Source organism: Cognatiyoonia sediminum (genome assembly GCF_900129845.1).
GTDB classification, from domain to species: Bacteria; Pseudomonadota; Alphaproteobacteria; order Rhodobacterales; family Rhodobacteraceae; genus Cognatiyoonia; species Cognatiyoonia sediminum.
The window spans coordinates 20661-41855 of record NZ_FQXB01000005.1; the positions used below are offsets into that span (position 1 = coordinate 20661).

At 54.2% G+C, this 21195-nt stretch carries 23 protein-coding genes; 16 read left to right on the forward strand and 7 right to left on the reverse strand.

Annotation, left to right across the window (positions count from 1 at the left end; genetic code table 11):
• Position 1: 1 nt before the first annotated feature.
• Positions 2–1000, forward strand: coding sequence for a LacI family DNA-binding transcriptional regulator (locus BUA85_RS13430; RefSeq protein ID WP_072901966.1), 999 nt, complete (start codon positions 2–4; stop codon positions 998–1000).
• A gap of 6 nt (positions 1001–1006) precedes the next feature.
• Here the strand turns inward: BUA85_RS13430 and BUA85_RS13435 are convergent, their stop codons facing one another.
• Genes BUA85_RS13435 through BUA85_RS13445 form a run of 3 tightly spaced genes read right to left on the reverse strand, consistent with a single transcriptional unit; the run spans position 1007 to position 4157 of the window.
• Complete coding sequence (locus BUA85_RS13435; RefSeq protein WP_072901968.1) at positions 1007–2143, reverse strand: Gfo/Idh/MocA family protein; 1137 nt, start codon at positions 2141–2143, stop codon at positions 1007–1009.
• Between the two features lie 10 nt (positions 2144–2153).
• Positions 2154–3041, reverse strand: a complete 888-nt coding sequence (locus BUA85_RS13440) for a TIM barrel protein (protein ID WP_072901970.1) — start codon at positions 3039–3041, stop codon at positions 2154–2156.
• A 15-nt stretch (positions 3042–3056) separates the two neighbouring features.
• Positions 3057–4157 (reverse strand): Gfo/Idh/MocA family protein, encoded by a 1101-nt coding sequence (locus BUA85_RS13445; protein WP_072901972.1) that lies wholly within the window; start codon positions 4155–4157, stop codon positions 3057–3059.
• A 113-nt stretch (positions 4158–4270) separates the two neighbouring features.
• On the opposite strand from BUA85_RS13445, the gene iolD reads away from it, so the two are divergent.
• The 6 genes from iolD (at position 4271) to pheS (ending at position 10998) form a co-directional block, all read left to right on the forward strand.
• Positions 4271–6139 (forward strand): 3D-(3,5/4)-trihydroxycyclohexane-1,2-dione acylhydrolase (decyclizing), encoded by a 1869-nt coding sequence (iolD, locus tag BUA85_RS13450; RefSeq protein WP_072902224.1) that lies wholly within the window; start codon positions 4271–4273, stop codon positions 6137–6139.
• A complete protein-coding gene (iolC, locus tag BUA85_RS13455) occupies positions 6140–7126 on the forward strand; it encodes a 5-dehydro-2-deoxygluconokinase (RefSeq protein ID WP_278246409.1) in 987 nt (328 codons plus the stop codon).
• Positions 7127–7137: 11 nt separating this feature from the next.
• A complete protein-coding gene (locus BUA85_RS13460; protein WP_072901973.1) occupies positions 7138–7980 on the forward strand; it encodes a 5-deoxy-glucuronate isomerase in 843 nt (280 codons plus the stop codon).
• A gap of 66 nt (positions 7981–8046) precedes the next feature.
• Positions 8047–8877, forward strand: coding sequence for a class II fructose-bisphosphate aldolase (locus BUA85_RS13465; protein ID WP_072901975.1), 831 nt, complete (start codon positions 8047–8049; stop codon positions 8875–8877).
• The gene (gene iolG / locus BUA85_RS13470) at positions 8878–9864 is read left to right on the forward strand and encodes an inositol 2-dehydrogenase (RefSeq protein ID WP_072901977.1); all 987 of its coding nucleotides are present in this window, start codon (positions 8878–8880) and stop codon (positions 9862–9864) included.
• A 60-nt stretch (positions 9865–9924) separates the two neighbouring features.
• Complete coding sequence (gene pheS / locus BUA85_RS13475) at positions 9925–10998, forward strand: phenylalanine--tRNA ligase subunit alpha (RefSeq protein WP_072902227.1); 1074 nt, start codon at positions 9925–9927, stop codon at positions 10996–10998.
• Positions 10999–11008: 10 nt separating this feature from the next.
• Here pheS and BUA85_RS13480 read toward each other — a convergent pair whose 3' ends face one another.
• The gene (locus tag BUA85_RS13480) at positions 11009–11293 is read right to left on the reverse strand and encodes a hypothetical protein (RefSeq protein WP_072901978.1); all 285 of its coding nucleotides are present in this window, start codon (positions 11291–11293) and stop codon (positions 11009–11011) included.
• 148 nt (positions 11294–11441) lie between these two features.
• On the opposite strand from BUA85_RS13480, the gene pheT reads away from it, so the two are divergent.
• The 4 genes from pheT (at position 11442) to mscL (ending at position 15248) form a co-directional block, all read left to right on the forward strand.
• On the forward strand, positions 11442–13838 hold the full coding sequence (pheT, locus tag BUA85_RS13485) for a phenylalanine--tRNA ligase subunit beta (protein ID WP_072901980.1): 2397 nt from the start codon (positions 11442–11444) through the stop codon (positions 13836–13838).
• The gene (locus BUA85_RS13490) at positions 13835–14221 is read left to right on the forward strand and encodes a methylglyoxal synthase (RefSeq protein ID WP_072901981.1); all 387 of its coding nucleotides are present in this window, start codon (positions 13835–13837) and stop codon (positions 14219–14221) included. Before pheT ends, BUA85_RS13490 begins: the two co-directional genes overlap by 4 nt.
• Positions 14222–14232: 11 nt before the next feature.
• Positions 14233–14682 carry a YtoQ family protein gene (locus BUA85_RS13495; RefSeq protein WP_072901983.1) on the forward strand — a complete coding sequence of 150 codons (450 nt, stop codon included), beginning with the start codon at positions 14233–14235 and terminating at the stop codon, positions 14680–14682.
• A 155-nt stretch (positions 14683–14837) separates the two neighbouring features.
• On the forward strand, positions 14838–15248 hold the full coding sequence (mscL, locus tag BUA85_RS13500) for a large conductance mechanosensitive channel protein MscL (RefSeq protein ID WP_072901985.1): 411 nt from the start codon (positions 14838–14840) through the stop codon (positions 15246–15248).
• A 51-nt stretch (positions 15249–15299) separates the two neighbouring features.
• Here mscL and ald read toward each other — a convergent pair whose 3' ends face one another.
• Positions 15300–16418, reverse strand: a complete 1119-nt coding sequence (gene ald, locus BUA85_RS13505; protein WP_072901987.1) for an alanine dehydrogenase — start codon at positions 16416–16418, stop codon at positions 15300–15302.
• 136 nt (positions 16419–16554) lie between these two features.
• On the opposite strand from ald, the gene BUA85_RS13510 reads away from it, so the two are divergent.
• The 3 genes from BUA85_RS13510 to BUA85_RS13520 all read left to right on the forward strand — a co-directional run bounded on the left by BUA85_RS13510 (position 16555) and on the right by BUA85_RS13520 (position 18165).
• Positions 16555–17013, forward strand: coding sequence for an Lrp/AsnC family transcriptional regulator (locus BUA85_RS13510; RefSeq protein ID WP_072901989.1), 459 nt, complete (start codon positions 16555–16557; stop codon positions 17011–17013).
• A 188-nt stretch (positions 17014–17201) separates the two neighbouring features.
• The gene (locus BUA85_RS13515; RefSeq protein WP_072901990.1) at positions 17202–17750 is read left to right on the forward strand and encodes a VPLPA-CTERM sorting domain-containing protein; all 549 of its coding nucleotides are present in this window, start codon (positions 17202–17204) and stop codon (positions 17748–17750) included.
• A gap of 61 nt (positions 17751–17811) precedes the next feature.
• On the forward strand, positions 17812–18165 hold the full coding sequence (locus BUA85_RS13520; RefSeq protein WP_072901992.1) for a hypothetical protein: 354 nt from the start codon (positions 17812–17814) through the stop codon (positions 18163–18165).
• 64 nt (positions 18166–18229) lie between these two features.
• On the opposite strand, the gene rpsU is transcribed toward BUA85_RS13520, so the two are convergent.
• The gene (gene rpsU, locus BUA85_RS13525) at positions 18230–18436 is read right to left on the reverse strand and encodes a 30S ribosomal protein S21 (RefSeq protein WP_072857096.1); all 207 of its coding nucleotides are present in this window, start codon (positions 18434–18436) and stop codon (positions 18230–18232) included.
• A gap of 111 nt (positions 18437–18547) precedes the next feature.
• Between rpsU and BUA85_RS13530 the strand changes: the two genes are divergently transcribed.
• A complete protein-coding gene (locus BUA85_RS13530) occupies positions 18548–19243 on the forward strand; it encodes a COQ9 family protein (protein WP_072901994.1) in 696 nt (231 codons plus the stop codon).
• A gap of 38 nt (positions 19244–19281) precedes the next feature.
• On the forward strand, positions 19282–20265 hold the full coding sequence (locus tag BUA85_RS13535) for an NAD(P)H-quinone oxidoreductase (protein ID WP_072901996.1): 984 nt from the start codon (positions 19282–19284) through the stop codon (positions 20263–20265).
• Here BUA85_RS13535 and BUA85_RS13540 read toward each other — a convergent pair.
• Entirely contained in the window at positions 20262–21173 is a 912-nt protein-coding gene (locus tag BUA85_RS13540; RefSeq protein ID WP_072901998.1) for a nucleoside hydrolase, read from the reverse strand. The two genes, BUA85_RS13535 and BUA85_RS13540, sit on opposite strands and share 4 nt — an antisense overlap.
• Between the last annotated feature and the right edge of the window lie 22 nt (positions 21174–21195).

A 21195-nucleotide genomic window follows, 5' to 3' on the forward strand; every position in this document is an offset into this window, starting at 1 on the left:
CATGGCTGTGACATTGAAAGACGTGTCAGAGCGCGCAGGTGTGTCTCGATCAGCTGTGTCACGAACCTTTACCGAAGGGGCCTCCGTTTCTGCTCGCACCCGCGAAAAGGTGGAAAAAGCTGCGTCAGAGCTGGGGTATAGCCCCAATGCGCTGGCTTCTTCTCTAACGACAGGTCGGACAAAGATGATTGGGGTTGTGTCAAACAACTTTCACAACCCGATTTTCCTTGAGGTCTTTGATTTGGTGACTAAGGGCTTGCAGGAAAGCGGGTTGCGACCCTTGTTGGTGAACCTCTCGGACGAAACCGATCCGGCAAATTCGGTTCGTATGTTGCGTCAGTATTCAGTCGATGGTGTGATTGTCGCGTCTTCCACATTGCCTGTGACTTTTGCGGAAGCGTTCCAAGATGCGGGTGTTCCGGTGGTGCACCCATTCGGTCGGCAAGTGGCTGATCCTAAGGTGACGACCATCGGGATCGACAACCACGCAGCCGGACGGATGGCAGCAGAGACATTGATCGCACGTGGGTATCGCAGAATTGCGTTCTTGGGAGGCCCCAAGAGTGCGACTTCGACCCAAGATCGCTGTGCAGGGTTTCTTGGCGAAGCTTCGCAGCACGCGGGCATAGAGACAAGTGTGAGTTATGCAGACAGCTATAGTTTCGATGGCGGGCGGGACGAGATGACCCGTCTAATCGATGGCACTTTGGCAGATGCTTACTTTTGCGGTGACGATGTCGTTTCCATTGGCGCCCTCTCTTCATTGGAGACAGCCGGAATTGCCGTGCCGGAAGAGGTTGGGTTGATCGGTTTGAATGACATGGAAATGGCTGGTTGGGCGAACATCAATCTCACAACCATTCACAACCCAATTGGTGAGATCATTCGTGAGTCGATTGAGTTGATGAAAGGTATGCTGTCGTCGGAACGCAAATGGCCCGAAGCGCGTTTGCATTCGGGCCGGATTGTAGAGCGGGGGACTTTGCGCCCTTTGCCGTAGAACTCGTTACGTTCTAAACATCGGCGGCCTTGCATCGACCCAAGCGCCGTCTTCATTGGCAGATGCTACGGCCTGATGCACAGCCGCCATTGACCTCAAGCCGTCCACAGCTTTCGGATAGTCGCCATGCGGTTCGCCACGGATAGCGGCGGCTAGGTCGACATAGATATTTGCGACTGCCATGGGGAAGCCTTCCGGGTGAGCGATTGCGACGCGGCTTAGGCGCGAGGCTTCGTCAGAGAGACCGCTTTCCCCTTTTTCCATGATCTGGGTGCGACCGCCGACAGGGGTATAAAGCACTTGGTTCGGCTGTTCGGAGAACCATTTCATCCCGCCAGTTTCGCCAAAGACTTGAATATCGAAACCATGTTGGCGGCCGATGGCAACGGAGGACGTCCAAAGCCGCCCGACGGTGCCGCGTTCCATGCGGAAGCTCACCATAGCGTCGTCTTCCAACTCGCGGCTGGCGATAGTGGAAGCGAAGTCAGCAGAGAGCGTGCGGACCTCGTCACCAGCGACAAAGCTCGCCATATGCATCGCGTGGATGCCGCAATCTGCGAACTGGCCGGAGACACCCGCCATCGCTGGGTCGTAACGCCAACGGACACGCGGGTTGTCGGCATCGGTGGCATCGCCGTGGTGGCCGTGGCTGAAGCTGGTGACAATCAGTCGGACCTTGCCGATGTCGCCATTGGCCACCATGTTGCGCATTTCTCGGACCATTGGGTAGGCCGAGTAGCAATAGTTTACAGCGCAGATTTTGCCCGTTGCTTCCGCGATCTTCACGATCTCTTCGCCTTCTTCGACGGTCATCGTCATGGGTTTCTCGCACAGCACGTTAAAGCCTGCTTCGAGGAAAGACTTTGTGATTTCAAAGTGGGTTGAATTTGGGGTGGCGACGGTGACGAGATCGATGCGGTCGTCGCGGTTTTTCTCACCTTCCAACATTTCTTGCCAATTTCCGTAGGCACGGTCCTCCGCGACACCTAGGCGCTGGGCATAGTCTTTGCCGCGCTCGGCATCATGATCCAACGCGCCTGCCGCTAGAACGAAATTACCATCGGCTTGCGCGCCCATACGGTGCGCTGGCCCGATTTGGCTGCCTTCGCCGCCACCGATCATCCCCCAGTTCAGTCGTTTCATGGGTGTCTCCTTAGAAACCAATGGATTGCAGGTAAGTGCGGTTCAGTTTGGCGTCATCAACGGGGGACGTGTCACCCTCAGGGTCGCAATCCTGCTCCACAGTGCACCAGCCCTCAAAGCCCGCATCCAGAAGCGTTTGCCGGACAGCGGGGAAGTCCACATCGCCGTCACCCAAATTGCAAAAGATGCCTTGGCCGCAGGCTTCGTAGAAATCCGTGCGGTTCTTCACGACGTCGGCTTTTACGTTCGGATCAATGTCTTTGAAGTGCATATAGCTGATACGTTGGATGTGCTTTTTCATAAAGGCAACAGGATCAAATCCCGCGTAGGAGTGGTGGCCCGTATCGAAGCAAATCTTGAGGATGTTCTCGTCCACTTCATCCAGCAGACGTTCAAGTTCTGGCTCAAAATCCATAAAGCCAGCGGCGTGGGCGTGAATGCCGACGGTGAGGCCATATTCCTCCGCTCCCATCTTGGCGACAGTTGCGATCTTGTCGCGGAAAGTGGTCCATTCTGCCTTATCCAACTGTTCAGCCTCATCCGCGCGGCCAGCCGTTGGCGCGCGGCGGGGCGAGATGCTGTCGATCAGCACAAGATGCTCGGCGCCGTGTGCTTTCAGCGCTTTGCAGGTCCGCACCGCGCCATCCATCACATCATCCCACGCGTCAGGGTCATGGAAAGGGCGGAAGACAACACCGCCGACAAGTTCCTGATCGAACTCCTCAAGTGCTTCGGAGAGAATGGCTGGGTCTTCGGGCATGAAACCGACAGGGCCAAGTTCAATGCCTTTGTAGCCGGCATCGGCATTTTCTTGCAGTACTTTGCGCCATGCAGGGTTGCGCGGATCGTCTGCGAACTCCACACCCCAAGAACAAGGGGCATTTCCGATTTTGATCATGTTTTCTTACCTTATTCAGTAGTCGGCGACGTTTACCCAGGCCTGCTTGGCACTGGAATCGAGAACGGCGGCGACAACGCGATTAACTTCAAGGCCTTCCCGGAAGGTTGGCCAAATGTCGGTTTTCGTGGCGATGGCGGTCAGGAAATCCTTCGCCTCGATGATGATTTGATCTTGGTAGCCCGTGCCATGGCCCGGCCCTTGACAGAAGGGCAGATAGTCAGGGTGTTCTGGTCCGGTCAGGATTTTGCGGAACCCTCGCTCAACCTCTGGCCCCTCGGTCGTATAGAGCCAAAGAGCGTTTTGATCTTCTTGATCAAACCTGATGTGCCCATGCGTGCCGTGGACTTCATAGGCGTAGCCCATTTTCCGACCAGTCGCGACGCGGGAAAAGAACATATGTCCCTGTACGCCATTTTCGAACCGGCACATCATTTGCGCCTGATCGTCGTTGGTGACTTTCTCGCCCGCGCGGGTGTCATGTACCGTTTCCGCGATCGCACAGAGCGATGTGATTGGCCCCATCAATGCACGGGCGCAGTTGATCATGTGGGGTGAAAGGTCGCCCATGCAGCCGTTGGCCGCCCCTTGACCGCGCCAGCCGCCGATTTCGGGATCGGCGAAGAAATCTTCGGTCATCTCGCCACGGAAATAAGCGACTTTCCCGATGCGGCCATCTTCGATGAGTTTGCGGGCGAACTGTGTCGCAGGCGTGCGAACATAGTTGAAGCCGACCATATTGGTGACCCCTGCCTTTTCGGCTGCGTCGACCATGGCTTGGCTTTCTTCGACGGAAATGCCGAGAGGTTTTTCGCAAAGAACCGGTTTGCCTAAGGCAAATGCGGCTTCTGCAATAGCGCGATGGGTCTTTTGAGGGGAGGCGATCACGACGGCCTCTACGTTCGGGTCTTCGACCAGTTCGCGCCAATCAGAAGTAGCAGTTTCGAATCCATATGTTGCACGGTAGCGTTCGGCGCTTTCGTCGGAAGATGCACAGATTCGCACCAGCCTTGGGCGCAGCGTGGTATCAAAGACAGAGGCCACTGCGGCAAAGGCAACAGAGTGCGCTTTGCCCATGTAGCCACCGCCCACAATGCCAATTCCGATGTCTTTCATGGCGCCCTCAAATTTGTGTTTGCAACCGGTTGCAAAATGGGTATCTTCATTTTGGTAGCTGGGTCAATAGCAATATTGACAGAACAAAGATATGCACCGCCTGGGAGGACATCGTGGTCGATAAACCTGAGACTGTCACGTTGACGACAGCGCAAGCAATTGTGCGCTATTTGGCGGCGCAATATATCGAAATTGATGGCGTGAAGACGCGTGTGTGTGGCGGTGGGTTCGGCATTTTTGGCCATGGCAATGTCACCTGTCTTGGTGAAGCGCTTTATGACCATCGGGATGTGCTGCCAACCTATCGTGGGCAGAATGAGCAGGGTATGGGATTCGCTGCTGCGGCTTATGCGAAAGCCTATCTGCGCCGCCGCTTCATGTTTTGCACCGCGTCTGCTGGGCCGGGTACGGCGAACCTTTTGACCTCTGCCGCTTTGGCACATGCGAACCGCTTGCCGATGCTGTTGCTATGTGGCGATGCCTTTCTAACAAGGCTGCCTGATCCTGTGCTTCAGCAGTTGGAGCACTTTGGCAATCCGACTTTCGGGGTCAATGACGCGTTTAGGGCGGTCAGCCGCTATTGGGATCGGATCACGCACCCTGCGCAGATTATCCAATCTCTGCCAGCTGCTTTGAACACCATGTTGGACCCAGTTGACTGCGGGCCAGCCTTCATCGGTTTGCCGCAGGACGTTCAAGGGTGGACTTACGACTATCCTGTTTCTTTCTTTGAGGAGCGCGTGCACCGTATTCGTCGTCAGATGCCGGATGCGGCCGAGATCAATGATGCGATTGTGTTGTTGAAAACGGCAGAACGCCCAATGATCATCGCCGGTGGTGGGGTTCAGTACTCCGGCGCTGTTGCTGAATTGACCGAGTTCGCGGAAACAGCAGGCATTCCGGTTGTCGAAACCATCGCAGGTCGCGCGAATATGGTGGCAGAGCATCCGCTGAACATTGGCCCAATCGGCGTGACTGGATCGGATTCGGCCAATGCGATTGCGGAGAAGGCCGATGTGATCTTGGCAGTCGGCACGCGATTGCAGGATTTCACCACGGGGTCCTGGACGGCGTTTCGTCCCGATGCAAAGTTCATCGGAATCAATGTTGGGCGACATGATGCTGCAAAGCATATGTCGATGACTGTTGTGGGCGATGCGAAGCTGGCACTGGATCAGTTGACGATGGGGGGCGGATATAAGGCACCGTCGAGTTGGACAAAAGAGGCGCAGGCGGAGCGGGCAAAATGGGATGACTATGTGGCCGAGAACGTTCGGATCGGCAATCGGCCCGCGTCATATGCGCAAGCCATTGGTGCTGTGAACGCAGCCTGCGATCCGCGTGACCGTGTTGTCGCCGCGGCTGGTGGATTGCCGGCCGAGGTGACAGCGAACTGGCGTACGCTCGACATAGGGACAGTCGACGTTGAATTTGGCTTTTCCTGCATGGGGTATGAGATCGCTGGCGGGTGGGGTGCGCGAATTGCGCAGTCGGAGATGGAACCTGACAAAGACACGATCGTTTTCACCGGGGACGGTTCGTATCTGTTGATGAATTCGGACATCTATTCCTCCGTCCTGACCCAGAAGAAGATGATCGTTCTGGTGCTCGACAACGGCGGCTTTGCGGTCATCAACAAGCTGCAAAACAACACCGGCAATGAAAGTTTTAACAACTTGATTTCAGATACGCCGACGGCGACCGAACAAGTTGAAGTCGATTTTGAAGCTCACGCACGTTCGATGGGGACATTGGCTGAGACGGTCGAAAACCCTGCTGATCTCGCTGAAGCCTTTGCGCGGGCCAAGGCGGCAGACCGCACGTATGTCATTTGCATGAAGGTCGACGCCTACGAAGGTTGGACGACCGAAGGGCATACATGGTGGGAAGTTGGGACGCCGCATATCTCTACTAGCGACACAGTCACGGCAGCCCATAAGGACGTGGAATCCACACGTGCGCGGCAGAGAAAGGGCGTCTAGTTGGACTTTGACGGCCTCATAAACGGGATCAAGGCGAACAACTTCATTATCGTCGGGCGTGTTGGGATGGATTTGTTCACTCAGCCCGGTGGTGCCACCGAAGATGCCGAAGAGATGATGGTCGGGATGGGCGGAAGCTCTGCCAATATTGGTGCGGGGATTTGTAAGCTTGGCGGCAAAGCTGCGCTTGTGACGCGCGTGTCCGATGACAGCATCGGGCGCTACTGCGTTGGGCAATTGGAACGCTACGGAGTCGATGCTACTTACGTGACGCCTGTAGGTGGCGAGTTCCGAAGCTCTCTCGCTGTGTATGAGAGCCGCCTTGAAGGGCATCAGTCGGTGATCTATCGCAACGGAGCTGCTGACTTTCAGATGGATGCCACTGATGTATCGGCGGTTGATTATTCGGCATTTGGGGCCTTGATCACAGCGGGCACCGTTTTCGCCGCGGAACCGTCGCGCGCCGCCACGTTCAAAGCCTTCGACTTAGCCAAGGCCGCCGGTTTGCCGATCATCTTCGATGTCGACTATCGCCCGTATTCTTGGCCCAGCCCCAAAGTCGCAGAAGAGGTTTTAACTCGCGCAGCCGGGGTAAGCGACATGATCGTCGGGAACGACGAAGAATTCGGCTTCATGGCCGGTGGGATCGAGAAGGGCCTTGATAAAGCGCGGGCGCTTTCTGAAACCACTGCGGCTATGGTGGTCTATAAGATGGGCCATGAGGGAGCCATCACCTTTGCGAAGGGCGAGGAAATCCGTACAGGTATCTATCCGGTTGAAGCGCTTAAGCCGACCGGGGCTGGCGACAGTTTTATGGCCGGTCTCGTGACCTCACTCGCCGACGGACATGATTTGAAATCGTCACTTCTGCGCGGGTCCGCCTGTGCCTCCGTCACGGTATCGCGCCCGGGCTGTGCGCCTGCGATGGCCGATACCGAGACCCTCGAGAAATTTTTGGCCAATCATCCCGGCCCAACAGCCGCCTAAAGGGGAACACTATGCACATTCCGCCGTTTGATAATCAGAACAAACCCATCGTTGATGTGGATGATACGACCGTTCCTTTGAATTACTTCAACATCGTGAAGCTAACGAAGGGTGAGGCATTTACCTATGAAGTGCCACGCTATGAAACCTGCATCGTGCCTGCCACGGGAACGGTGGATGTGAACGTTGAAGGCTTCAAAGCCGACGCTTTAGGCGGTCGAGGGGAGGACGTGTGGGACGGCGAGCCTGAAGGCGTTTATGTGCCCACAGCAGCCAAGGCTGAGATGGTATGCACCTCTGATGAGGCCGAAGTTTTTGTTGCCGGTGCACTCTATGAAAAGGTGTTGGACGCATTTGCCGTTCGCAATGATGAGTTGGATTTGGTGCAATATGGCTCTGATGAGACCAAGACCCATCGAAAGATCAAACATATCCTTGGTACGAAATATCACGGCAAAGTCGGACGTTTGCTGGTCTCAGAGTTGTTTACTGTTGGCGAAGGCGGATGGTCCGGCTTCCCCAGCCATAAACACGATACTGATCGGCTGCCTGACGAAACGCGTCATGACGAGACCTATAATTTTCGTTTCAAGCCGAACTACGGTTCAGGTGTTCAAATGCTGCAAAGGGAAGACGGAAAGGCGGGTGACGCCTACCATATCGTTGATGGCTCCACCATTTGCCTCGACAGCGGATACCATCCTTGCGCGGTTTTACCCGGTTATCAGATGTATTATTTCACGATCCTCGGCGGTTTGAGCCAGCGATCTTTGGTGCAGTACTTCCAACCGTCCCATGCGGCGCAGTTGGAAACGATCCCTGGGATCAAAGACATGATCGCGAAGTTTAAGTAACCACACGCTCTTCATCTTGGCCGAAAATCTCCCCGCGGAGGGCCGCTTTGCCAAAAAGGACACCCAATGCCATTGGTGACACTGAAAGATGTACTGCAACCGGCCCTCAAGAACGGCTATGCTGTTGGCGGGCTTGTGACGCTTGGATGGGAAGAAATGCGGGCCTATGTCGCTGCCGCAGAAGCTGAAAACTGCCCCGTCATTTTGCAAGCAGGGCCAAGTTGCCGCGAACACACGCCACTTCCGATCTTGGGAAAGATGTTTCGACAATTGGCTGAAGCTGCCAGCGTTCCAGTCGTAGCGCATCTGGATCACGGATATACTCTCGTGGAGTGCAAAGAAGCTCTGGAAAGCGGGTTCACGAGCCTAATGTTTGATGGCTCACGCAAACCACTTTCCCAGAATATCGACGAAACGGCGCAGATTGCAGAAATGGCCCATTCGGCTGGCATCTCCTGCGAAGGTGAGATTGGGTTTGTGGGGTATGACAACGGGGAGGCGTCGGCAGGTACCGATCCGCAAGAAGCTGCGAAGTTTGCGACGGAAAGCGGCGTTGATGCGATGGCGATTTCAGTTGGAAATGTCCATTTACAGCAAGATCAATCGGGTGGATTGGATGAAGAGCGGATCGCGGCAATCCAAGCTGTGACAGAGATCCCTTTGGTCATCCATGGTGGGTCCGGCGTGCCAGCAGAACAGCGTCGCCGTTTGGCGCAAACGACCAATATTTGCAAATTCAACATTGGAACGGAATTGCGGATGGCCTTTGGTGAGGCTCTCCGAGAGGCAGTGAACGCAGATCCCAAGAGGTTTGATCGCGTCTCCATCCTAAAGGAAACACATGATCCGGTTGTCACAGCGGCGCGGACCGTTCTGGCAAATCTAAAGGGGAACTAAATGATCAAGATTGGATTGCTGGGGGCCGGTCGGATCGGTCAGGTCCATGCGCGAAGCCTCGTGACAATGCCAAATGCAAAAGTCGCGACGGTGTCCGACTTTGTGCCCGAAGCCGCCGAGGCGTTGGCAGCAAAGTCCGGCGGCATCGCCATGACCACCGAACAGGTTATTGCTGATCCGTCGATCGACGCCGTGGTGATCGGTACGCCCACGACAACACATTTTGATCTCATCCATCAGGCGGCAGATGCCGGCAAGGCGATCTTCTGCGAGAAGCCGATTGATTTGTCCGTTGAACGTATTCATGCTTGTATCTCAGCGGTTTCATCGGCTGGCGTTCCTTTCATGACCGCTTTCAATCGGCGTTTTGATCCGAATTTCCAGAAGGTTCAGCGGCAGGTTCAAGACGGGGTGATCGGTGCGGTGGAGATGGTAACAATCCAGTCGCGCGATCCTTCACCGCCGCCGATAGGCTACATCGAAACCTCCGGCGGTTTGTTCCGCGATATGATGATCCATGATCTTGACATGGCGCGGTTCCTTCTGGGCGAGGACCCCGTAGAGGTTTTCGCCCAAGCGTCTTGCCTTGTTGATCCAGCAATTGGGGCTGCTGGTGATATCGATACGGCCATGGTCAGCTTGAAAACAGCGAGCGGGAAACTTTGCCAAATCTCAAACTCTCGCCGCGCGACATATGGATATGATCAGCGAGTGGAGGTTCATGGCTCGAGAGGGATGCTGCGCGCGGACAACGTCTTAACCGACACAGTCGAAGTCGCGACAGCCGACGGCTACCGAAAATCCGTGACAGAGCCGTTCTTTCTGGAACGCTATGCGGCGGCTTACACAAATGAGATGGCTCATTTTGTGGAGTGTCTGACAGATAGCAAACCAATGGCGCCTTCGATCGAAGACGGCTTAAAAGCGCAGGTTTTGGCTGACGCTGCCGATGAAAGCCATCGGAGCGGGAAACCGGTGTCAGTCTAAGCTCGCTTGAATTCCCTGTCCTATATGGTAGCAGATCGCAAACCACAAAAGGCAGAGGCGATGGACGATCTCAAAGCGAAATATCTTGACCTGATTGGGAACGCATCAGATGAGGCTGGCCTTGAGGATCTGCGTGTTCAGGCCTTGGGCAAGAAGGGCGAGATCAGTCTGAAAATGCGTGAATTGGGCAAGATGAGCCCAGAAGAACGGCAAGTGGCTGGGCCAGCTTTGAACGCGTTGAAAAACGAGATCAATTCCGCTCTTGTCGCTAAGAAATCTGCGCTTGAAGATGCGGCGCTTGATGCACGTTTGAAGGACGAATGGCTCGATGTGACTCTGCCAGGCCGCGGACGCGGGCAGGGGACAATTCACCCCATCAGCCAAGTGACTGAGGAAGTGACCGCGATTTTTGCGGATATGGGGTTCAGCGTGGCGGAAGGCCCGCAGATCGAGAGCGATTGGTACAATTTCGATGCGTTGAACATTCCGGGTCACCACCCGGCGCGGGCAGAGATGGACACGTTCTATACCCATCGTGCGGAGGGCGATAATCGACCGCCTCACGTGCTTCGGACACACACCTCACCAGTACAGATCCGTTCGATGGAAGCGACAGGCGCGCCAACGCGGATCATTTGCCCAGGCCGCGTGTATCGTGCCGATTATGACCAAACTCACACACCGATGTTCCATCAGGTTGAGGGGCTCGCGATCGATAAAGACATCTCGATGGCCAACCTGAAGTGGGTTTTGGAAGAGTTCGTGAAATCCTACTTCGAGGTCGACAATGTCGATATCCGCTTCCGGGCGTCACATTTTCCGTTCACTGAACCTTCCGCCGAAGTCGATATCCGCTGTTCGTGGGAAGGCGGCACCTTGAAGGTCGGCGAAGGTGACGATTGGCTCGAAATCCTTGGGTCCGGCATGGTCCACCCGAAGGTTTTGCAAGCAGGTGGGATCGACCCGACCGAATGGCAAGGCTTTGCTTTCGGTATGGGGATCGATCGTATTGCGATGCTGAAGTACGGCATCCCAGATTTGCGCGCCTTCTTTGACTCAGACCTGCGCTGGTTGCGTCACTATGGCTTCGCAGCTTTGGATCAACCGACGTTGGCGGGTGGTTTGAGCCGCTAAGGCCTAGCGTTTATCTGTTCGCGGAGACAAACTTTGCTCCGCCACCTAAGACGCTTGATGAAGATGTTTCGATCCGGCGAACCCGCACGTCATTTCCAGTATTGGTCTGACATCCAAGCCGCATATCACCAACCTCTACCGCGTTTTGGTCACATTCCGCGGCAGCGGCAGCGCGGGTAATAACCCTTTCCGGACCAGCGTTTTCTTCCATGATGTCATCGTAAAGACCGTACGTACCCGTCAACAAAAGAAGGGCCGCGGCGATGAAGATGTATAGTCTTCCATCTAGTTCCATAACATTTACCTCAAAAAACACACCCTTAGATAGCATTCAATTTTGCCAAAATTGAGACGGGTTTGAGGAGTTTTCACCTGTTTGCTTTCCCCTTTCGTGGCTTTGGTCTATGTAGCGCAAAACGCCATTTTTACGGACGCAAAGACCCATGAAATTCACGCTCTCTTGGCTGAAATCGCATCTTGAGACAGAGGCCTCTGTTGATTACATCCTTTATGCTCTGACCGACCTTGGTTTAGAGGTTGAAGGCGTCGAAAACCCTGCTGAGAAGCTGCGTGATTTTACGATTGGATATGTAAAATCGGCCGAGAAGCATCCAGATGCTGATAAGTTAAAGGTTTGTCAGGTTGAGACCAAGGATGGGCCGACTCAGATCATCTGTGGTGCACCGAATGCCCGAGAAGGGATCACGGTCGTCATCGCCTCGCCAGGAACTTATGTGCCCGGCATCGATACAACCATTGGTGTCGGTAAGATTCGCGGTGTCGAGAGCTTTGGCATGATGTGTTCAGAACGCGAAATGGAATTGTCCGACGAGCATGATGGGATTATCGAATTGCCGTCTGGTGAGGTGGGCGAGAGCTTTACCGATTGGTTGGCAGCGAACGATCCGTCAAAAGTTGATCCGGTGATCGAGATTGCGATTACACCGAACCGGCCTGACGCATTGGGCGTTCGAGGGGTTGCGCGTGATCTGGCGGCGCGCGGGCTCGGCGTTATGAAGGATCGTAGTGTTGATCCGGTTCCGGCGGCTTTCAAATCAGCCATTTCTGTCGCCATTGATGAAGATACCCTTGATGGCTGCCCGGTCTTCTGTGGCCGCGTCATTCGCGGGGTTAAGAACGGCCCGTCGCCGCAGTGGTTGCAAGATCTCTTGAAAGCTATTGGCCTTCGCCCGATCAGCTTTCTCGTCGATGTGACGAACTATTTCACTTACGATCTAAATCGTCCCCTCCACGTTTTCGACATGGCGAAAGTGTCAGGTAACCTGCGGATTCACCGTGCCAAAGGCGGTGAAACTTTGGTCGCGTTGGATGACAAGGAATACACGCTTCAGAAAGGCCAGATGGTCATATCTGACGACAACGGTCCAGAAAGCATCGCCGGTGTCATGGGCGGGTTGGAGACAGGCTGCACCGAAGACACCGTCGATGTGTTTGTAGAAAGCGCGTACTGGGATCCCATTCAGATCGCCTACACGGGGCGTGCGCTTAAGATTAATTCGGATGCACGTTATCGGTTTGAACGCGGTGTTGACCCTGCCTTTACACCTGAAGGTTTGGAACATGCGGTACGGATGATTGTGGATCATGCAGGTGGTGAAGCGTCAGAAGTGATCCAAGCGGGCGAAGTGCCTGATACATCGCGCGCTTACAAGCTCGACACGGATCGGGTTGTGAGCCTTGTTGGCATGGAAATTCCGGCCGATGAACAACGTGCAACTCTTACTGCGCTCGGGTTTGAACTGGACGGCGATATGGCCAGTGTGCCGTCATGGCGCCCAGACGTTATGGGAGAAGCTGACCTAGTCGAAGAAGTCGCGCGAGTGGCGTCTTTGACGAAACTGGAAGGTAAGCCATTATCGCGTGTCAATGTTGGTGTGCCAAAACCGATCCTGACTGTCGGTCAGAGGCGTGCGTCGATTGCACGTCGGACTGCGGCGGCATTGGGGTACAACGAATGCGTGACCTACAGCTTTATCGACAACGACGCGGCGACGCTGTTTGGCGGCGGCGACGATGCGACGATGCTGGAAAACCCGATCAGTTCTGAAATGTCCCACATGCGTCCGGCGCTTTTGGCTGGGCTTTTGCAAGCAGCAGCACGGAACCAAGCACGCGGTTTTGCCGATATGGCCCTATTTGAGGTTGGCGATGCCTTCCACGGTGGTGAACCGGGCGAGCAGCAGACCCTCGTGACGGGTTTGTTGATTGGCCGCACCGGACCGAAGGACGTTCATGGTGAAAGTCGCGCTGTTGACGTGTATGATGCGAAAGCCGATGCCGAAGCGGTGCTAAGTGCTATCGGTGCGCCGAGCAAGGTACAGATCATGCGGGGCGTAGATGATTGGTGGCATCCGGGCCGGAGTGGCAAAATTTGCCTTGGCCCGAAGAAGGTCTTGGGCGTTTTCGGTGAAATCCATCCCAAAATCTTGCGCGAGATGGATGTTAAGGGCCCTGCGGTCGGGTTCACACTTTACCCCGCTGAAATCCCGCAGCCCAAGAACCGCACGACCAACAAGGGCGCGTTGCACGCGACAGACCTCCAAGCGGTCGAACGCGATTTCGCCTTCGTGGTTGATGCGGACATGGAAGCTGCGACGTTGGTCAATGCCGCGGCAGGGGCCGATAAAGCATTGATCGAGAATGTTCGCGTCTTTGATGAATTCATCGGAGGCAGTTTGGGCGAAGGCAAGAAATCCCTCGCGATTACAGTTCGTTTGCAGCCAACCGAAAAAACACTGAAAGACGAAGACATCGCAGCGGTCGCTGAAAAGATTGTCGAGAAGGTGCGCAAGGCAACCGGCGGTGAGCTGCGCGGATGAGCGGGCAAAAGCGCATCGCTCTGATCGCACATGATCGCAAAAAGGACGATCTCGCGGACTGGGTTGAGGCGCACAAGGCGGTTCTGGCTGGGCATGTGATCATTTGCACGGCCACCACTGGTGGTCGGATCATGGAAAAGGTGCCGAGCTTAACCGTTAAGACGACGAAGAGCGGTCCGTTGGGCGGTGATCAACAGATTGGTGGTATGATTGCGGAAGGTGACATTGATTTGCTGATTTTTTTCACTGACCCACTGTCACCCCATCCACATGATGTTGATGTCAAAGCCTTGACCCGTCTCGCAACGGTCTATGATGTACCCATGGCGAACAGCCCCGCGACGGCCAATCTGATTGTTGCCTCCGGTTTTCTAGATCAATAACGAGGCCAAAAATGCTGAATGTGTACCTATCCGGCGAAATCCACACGGATTGGCGCAATCAAATAACCTCTGCTGCCTCACATCTTGATGTGTCATTTAACTCTCCAGTTACGGATCACGATGCGTCAGATGACTGCGGCGTTGCGATCATGGGAGCGGAAGATCAGAAGTTTTGGCACGACCATAAAGGTGCCAAACTAAACGCTATTCGAACGAGCAAAGGCATCGCGGATGCGGATATTGTGGTGGTGCGTTTTGGCGAGAAGTATCGCCAGTGGAATGCAGCTTTTGATGCGGGTTATGCGGCTGCGTTGGGTAAATCTTTGATCGTAATGCATCAAGATGAGCATCAGCACGCGCTGAAAGAGGTTGATGCGGCTGCATTGGCGGTTGTGAAGACGCCTCAGCAAGTTGTTGAGATTTTAACTTATGTTCTCACCGGATCACTGCAAAAATCTTGATTAAATATGTTGTAATTTGATCACCCTATGCTCGGTTCGGGGAAAACATCGCCCATAAAACCCATTGGAATGCGTGTCTTCTAAGCTAACACGTTAGCAGAATGACTTGGCCGCAAGAGCCAATCATTAGCCAACGGAGTAACTAGGGGACTAATATGATCCAGGAATTTAAAGACTTTATCGCCAAAGGGAATGTCATGGACATGGCCGTTGGCATTATCATCGGCGCTGCATTTACGGCCATCGTGGGCAGTTTGGTTGCCGATTTGGTTAATCCAATTATCAGCCTGTTTATGGGCGGCGTCGACTTTAGCGGTTTGTTTGTTGTCTTGGGTGACGGCGAATATGCCAGCATCACGGAAGCTGAAGAAGCAGGTGCAGCGGTATTCGCATACGGGCGCTTTATCATGGCCGTCATCAACTTCCTTATCATCGCCTTTGTTGTGTTCATGCTCGTCAGGGCGGTGAACAAGACGAAGAAGGAGGAAGAGCCAGCGCCAGAGGCACCAAAGGGCCCAACTCAAGAAGAGCTTTTGAGCGATATTCTTGCGGCGCTGAAGAAGTAACTGACTGTTCCTACGAAATAAAAAGGCCCGCTAAATGCGGGCCTTTTTTTATTAGCTTTTAAGCGCCAAACTTGGTGAGATCACATCGATCCCCAAGGCCTTACCGACGGCATAGTATGTGAGCTGTCCGGCATGGACATTCAGACCGTTCAGCAAATGCGGATCATCTTCGCAGGCTTGCCGCCAGCCTTTGTCTGCCAATGCGAGCATGAAAGGCATGGTTGCGTTTCCAAGAGCAATGGTTGACGTCCGCGCGACTGCGCCAGGCATATTGGCGACGCAGTAGTGCATGATGCCATCTACATCGTAGATCGGATCTTGGTGTGTCGTTGCACGAGACGTTTCAAAGCACCCGCCTTGGTCAATCGCCACATCAACAAGGGCCGCACCTGGCTTTAGTTCTGAAAGCTGAGCTTTTGAGATCAGTTTTGGAGCAGCAGCGCCCGGAATAAGGACCGCGCCAATGATCAGGTCGGCTTCTCGTGCCAGTTCAATGGTGTTGCCTGCATTGGCATAGCTCGTCTTAAACTGGCCACCGAATACATCGTCAAGATAGCGAAGGCGCGGTAAAGATCTATCCAAAACAGTCACGTCAGCGCCCATACCTGCGGCGATTTTGGCTGCATGCGTGCCGACGACACCGCCGCCGATAACAACTACACGCGCAGGACCGACACCCGGTACACCACCCATTAATACACCACGTCCACCGTTTGCCTTTTGCAACGTCCAAGCGCCGACTTGAGGTGCCAAACGCCCCGCGACTTCAGACATAGGGGCGAGTAGGGGTAGGCCGCCATTCGCGTCCGTAACCGTTTCATAGGCAATACAGGTCGCGCCGCTATCGATGAGGTCTTTGGTTTGCTCGGGGTCCGGCGCCAGGTGAAGATAAGTGAACAGAAGTTGACCCTCACGTAGCATTTTGCGTTCAGCTGCTTGAGGTTCCTTAACTTTGACAATCATTTCAGCCGTTTCGAAGACTTCGGCAGCTGTTCCAAGTATCGAAGCGCCTGCCTGAACGTAGTCTTCGTCAGAGAATCCTGCACCTGTTCCCGCGTTGGTCTCAACGACAACGCTGTGACCGTGGTTCACAGCCTCTCTGGCAGCATTTGGCGTCAAACCGACGCGGAATTCCTGTGGTTTGATTTCTTTAGGGCAACCGATGCGCATTGCGTTCCTCCATTTCCAATTGCCGCGATCTTGGCGTGAGTTGGGTGCAAGTGGTTCGAAAATTCATTGAAGGTTAGCGTAAACATTGGTAATAGCTTCGAATATATGAGATTTGATTAGAATAAAATTGCGTCAAATGGAAATCGACCACATAGATCGCCGCATCCTGACGATGCTGCAGAAATCCGGCAGGATGTCCAATGCGGAACTCTCAGAAGCCGTTAACCTTTCCCCGTCTGCATGCCACAGAAGAGTCCAAAGGTTAGAAGCCGACGGATTTATCAGAGATTATGTAGCACTTCTTGACCCAAAAAAGGTTGAGCGGCCCACTACTGTTTTCGTCGAAATCACGTTGTCTGGTCAGGCCGATGAGGTGTTGGATGCATTTGAACGCGCCGTTGCGAGGGTGCCTGATGTGCTAGAATGCCATCTCATGGCGGGTAGCGCTGATTACTTGTTAAAGGTGGTGGCTGGCGATACGGAGGACTTCGCCCGCATCCATCGCAGATATCTCGCGACGCTTCCCGGAGTTGCTCAGATGCAGTCGTCATTCGCCTTGCGGACGGTGCGGAATACGACGGCTCTACCTGTTTGAACGATTCTCTTTGTTGCCGATTCCGCAACTGCGGCCGACAAACTGCATAACTGTTTCCGATTTTTTGGAAATTCTAGAAACTCTCTCTAAGTTGCCCGTCGGTCGACGAAGGTTAGGCACATTTTAGTCAAAGTTGACTCATATCCCTCTGGTTGCTCGTGGGGTTAACGAGAACGTGTGAGGTGACTATGAATTTTGTTCGTTTGCTTGTTCTTAGCTTTTTGATGATGATCGGTGCGACATCCGCAACCGCATCTACTATTTTGTACGGCACCCAGCTGTCATTTTATCATGAATTCTTAGGCAACCAATTCTTTGCTGAAGATTTCACGGTCGGCCCTGGCGTGGAGATTTCCCCTGGACCAGCCAATCCTGCTGCGGCTCGATACTACACCATCGACATCGAAGACGACAGGCTGACCTTCGAAATGGGTCCTTACAACTTTAACCCGAATTTCGGTTTCAACGGCATCGTCATCACAGATGTCTTGGATAACGCGCCAAGTTTTCTTTCGGGTTCGATCGTAACGAATTCATTTGCGAACTCGCCTGGAATCAGCGTTTCTGAAAATGAAATCCGCATCGACTTTTCAGCTGCAGGTATTTCAAACAACCAGACGGTTGTCTTTGAATTTGATATTGCGCCAATTCCATTGCCAGCTTCTGCGCCAATGCTTGCGGGCGCGATCGGCGTCGGGTTTTTGTTTGTGCGCAGGCGTCAGACAAAGAAAATCTGAACCTAGCTTGACCTAAAGTTTGGCTTCACTGGATGCTCCAGGTATATATTTGGAGCATATTATGAGATTTTTGTTAGCCTATATCGCAGTTTCAATATTCGCTTTGCCTGCTCACGCCGCATGGCAACAGATTGCGGACTCCGGTACCTTTGCGTCTCAGGTCGTCGGAAACGCATACGTAGACAGCAACGGCAATTGGTTCCGATTCAACGCCAATGGGACTTTGAGCGGTGGCGCCAATGGCCAAGATCTAGCGGGCAATTGGCAGTTCGTTCGTGGGTTTGCCTGTTTCAATCGGACGCTTGGTGGGGAACCCGTTCCGAATGATTGCATAGTCGTTTTGGTGGACGGGGACAAACTGGTGACTGTTCGAAACGAAGGGCAGGGTCGTCAAACTCAATATACAAAACGATAAAGAAAAACCCCCGGCCTTGTGCACAAGACCGGGGGCATTTCTGTCGTAAAACGTCAGATTTGCTTTAGAGCAAACCCTCACGTTGCGCTTTCTTGCGCGCCAGCTTGCGCTGACGGCGTATAGCTTCGGCTTTTTCACGCGCCTTGCGTACGGATGGTTTTTCGAAATGCTGCTTGAGCTTCATTTCGCGGAAAACACCCTCACGCTGAAGTTTTTTCTTCAGAGCGCGCAACGCCTGATCGACGTTGTTATCACGAACACTAACCTGCATGTGGTTTACACCACCTTTCTAATCTAGATTTGCATAAGTAGCAGGAGCGCGCCGTATAGCAACCGACCTCGCTTTTGTCTAGTATGGTGGAAACCCTTCAGGAGGTTATCGATGCAACTCCCCGTCGATCCAATCAAAGTTCAACTTTTGGAAGCCATTTTGCCCCATGTGGCTTTTGATGGATGGTCTCCTTCCGCCTTTGATGCCGCTGTTGCGGAACAGGGGATCGATCCTGTGCATGCAAAAACGCTTTGCCCACGTGGAGCTGTCGATTTAGCGATCTTGTTCCATCAGCGCGGTGACGACGCCATGGCAGAGGCGATGGGCACTGCCGACCTGAACGACATGCGCTATAGCGAAAAGGTTGCTCATGCAATCTGGTTGAGGTTGCAAGTTGTTGAAGACAAGGAAGCCGTGCGTCGGGGGAGCACGCTGTTTTCGTTACCGCATATGGCACCCGATGGCGCCAAGTTGATCTGGGGCACCGCCGACCGTATTTGGTTGTCTCTAGGCGACACATCGGATGACATGAATTGGTATACGAAACGCGCAACACTCTCGGGCGTTTATGGTTCGGTCGTGCTGTATTGGCTCGGCGATACGAGCGAGGGTGCCGTCGCAACGCGCGACTTCATAGATCGCCGCATTGAGAATGTGATGCAATTTGAGAAATTCAAAGCGGGTATCAACAACAGCCCAACGCTGAAACCAATCACCGGAACCTTCGCGCGCATGGCAAGCATGATCAAAGCTCCGAACCGGATGCCGAATGTCGATCTCCCCGGAATGTGGCGCGGCGACCGCTGAGCTTCGCCTGCGAATAATCTAACAAACAGGAATACCAAATGAGCAACGATACTGTTCGGGTTGTAGAAATTTCCAAACCGGGTGGTCCGGATGTTTTGGTCCCGACGACACGAACGATTGATCCTCCAGCGCATGGCGAGGTTCAGATCGCCGTTGCCTATGCTGGCGTCAACCGGCCCGATGCATTGCAGCGCGCTGGCCTCTATGATCCGCCCAAGGGGGCAAGCGATCTGCCGGGCCTCGAGGCGTCCGGTGTCATTCAAGCGATTGGCGAAGGTGTCACCGGGCTTTCGGTGGGCGATCAGGTTTGTGCGCTCTTGCCCGGTGGTGGCTACGCCGAGCGGGTGAACACACCTGCCGCGCATTGCCTACCGGTGCCCGAGGGCATGGGCCTCAAGGAAGCCGCGTGTTTGCCAGAGACGTTTTTTACCGTCTGGTCTAACGTCTTCATGCGCGGCGGTTTGAAGGCGGGTGAACGGTTTCTGGTGCATGGTGGCAGTTCGGGGATCGGAACGACGGCCATCCAATTGGCGAAGGTGTTTGGCGCGCGGGTGTTTGTGACCGCAGGTTCGGCAGAGAAATGCCAAGCCTGCGTTGATTTGGGAGCAGAACGCGCGATCAACTACCGCGAAGAGGATTTCGTTGATGTCATGCGAAAGGAGGACGGCGCAAATCTAATCCTCGATATGGTCGGTGGTGGCTACATACCGCTCAATCTCAAAGCATTGGCGGACGATGGCCGTTTGGTCCAAATCGCGTTTCTACAGGGGCCAAAAGTTGAACTGAATTTCGTCCAGATGATGACCCGACGGCTCACGCTAACGGGCTCCACTCTTCGCCCGCAGTCGGACCTTGCAAAAGCGCGGATTGCTGATGAGTTGCGCGCGCATGTTTGGCCACTGCTCTCCAGCGGTCAGGTTGCGCCGGTCATGGATCAAGAGTTCGCCTTAGAAGACGCAGCATCAGCGCATGCGCGTATGGAAAGCAGCGCGCATATCGGGAAGATTGTGCTTAAAGTCTAATCCAGTGTTGCGATCGCGTCTTTGACGAAGGTGACGGCCCAGTCCGCATCAACGTCAAGCGCTACCTTTGTGTTCGGTCGGTCGGCAGCAACAGTGTCGCCTATCTCTTCGCCCGTCTGAACGACTGCGACGCCGTGATCTTTCCACTCGAATTTATCGGGGTAAGCGCAGGCAAGAATGGCTGTGGAGTCGTGCATCGGGCAACCGTTGGTGACACCAACAGATCGATAGAACTGTAAGTAGAACTGAGAAATATGGTCCACAAAACCGCCCGCCTTTGGAGAGCTCTCTGCCATTTCCGCAAAGTCATCCGAAGTCAGCAGCGTTTTCATCGTCGCATCAAGGCCTACCATTCGGATTGGCATACCTGAAGCAAAAACCTCCTCAGCCGCAACTGCATCATGATAGATGTTTGCTTCGGCATGGGGAGTGATGTTGCCGGGGCATTCGTAAGCGCCGCCCATGATGACCAGTTCACGAAGGTTCTGACCGAAAGTCGGGTCTAGCCGAAGTGCGTCGGCGATGTTCGTCAGCGGACCGATAGCACAAACCGTAACCTCGCCGGGGTTGTCCGCGGTCAATTTGACCAAGAGCTCGGCAGCGGTTTCTGGGGTGTTCGCTCCAACCTGAGGAATGTCCTCGATATCGCCGTAGCCCTCTTTTCCGTGGACCCAAGCGGAGGGTTCGTAGGTGTCGGCGCCGTAGGGTAGCTTTGCGCCCTCTGCAACCAGCACACCTTCGGCGCCCAGAAGATCCAACAGATAGCGCGCGTTTCGGTTGGATTGCTCGACGAAAGTGTTCCCAAAAATCGCAGTTAAAGCGATCAGTTCCAGCTCTGGCATGGCGTGGGCGAGGGCGATGGCAAGGGCGTCATCGACGCCCGGATCTGTATCGATAATCAGTTTCATCCGTTGCAGCTATCGATTTGCA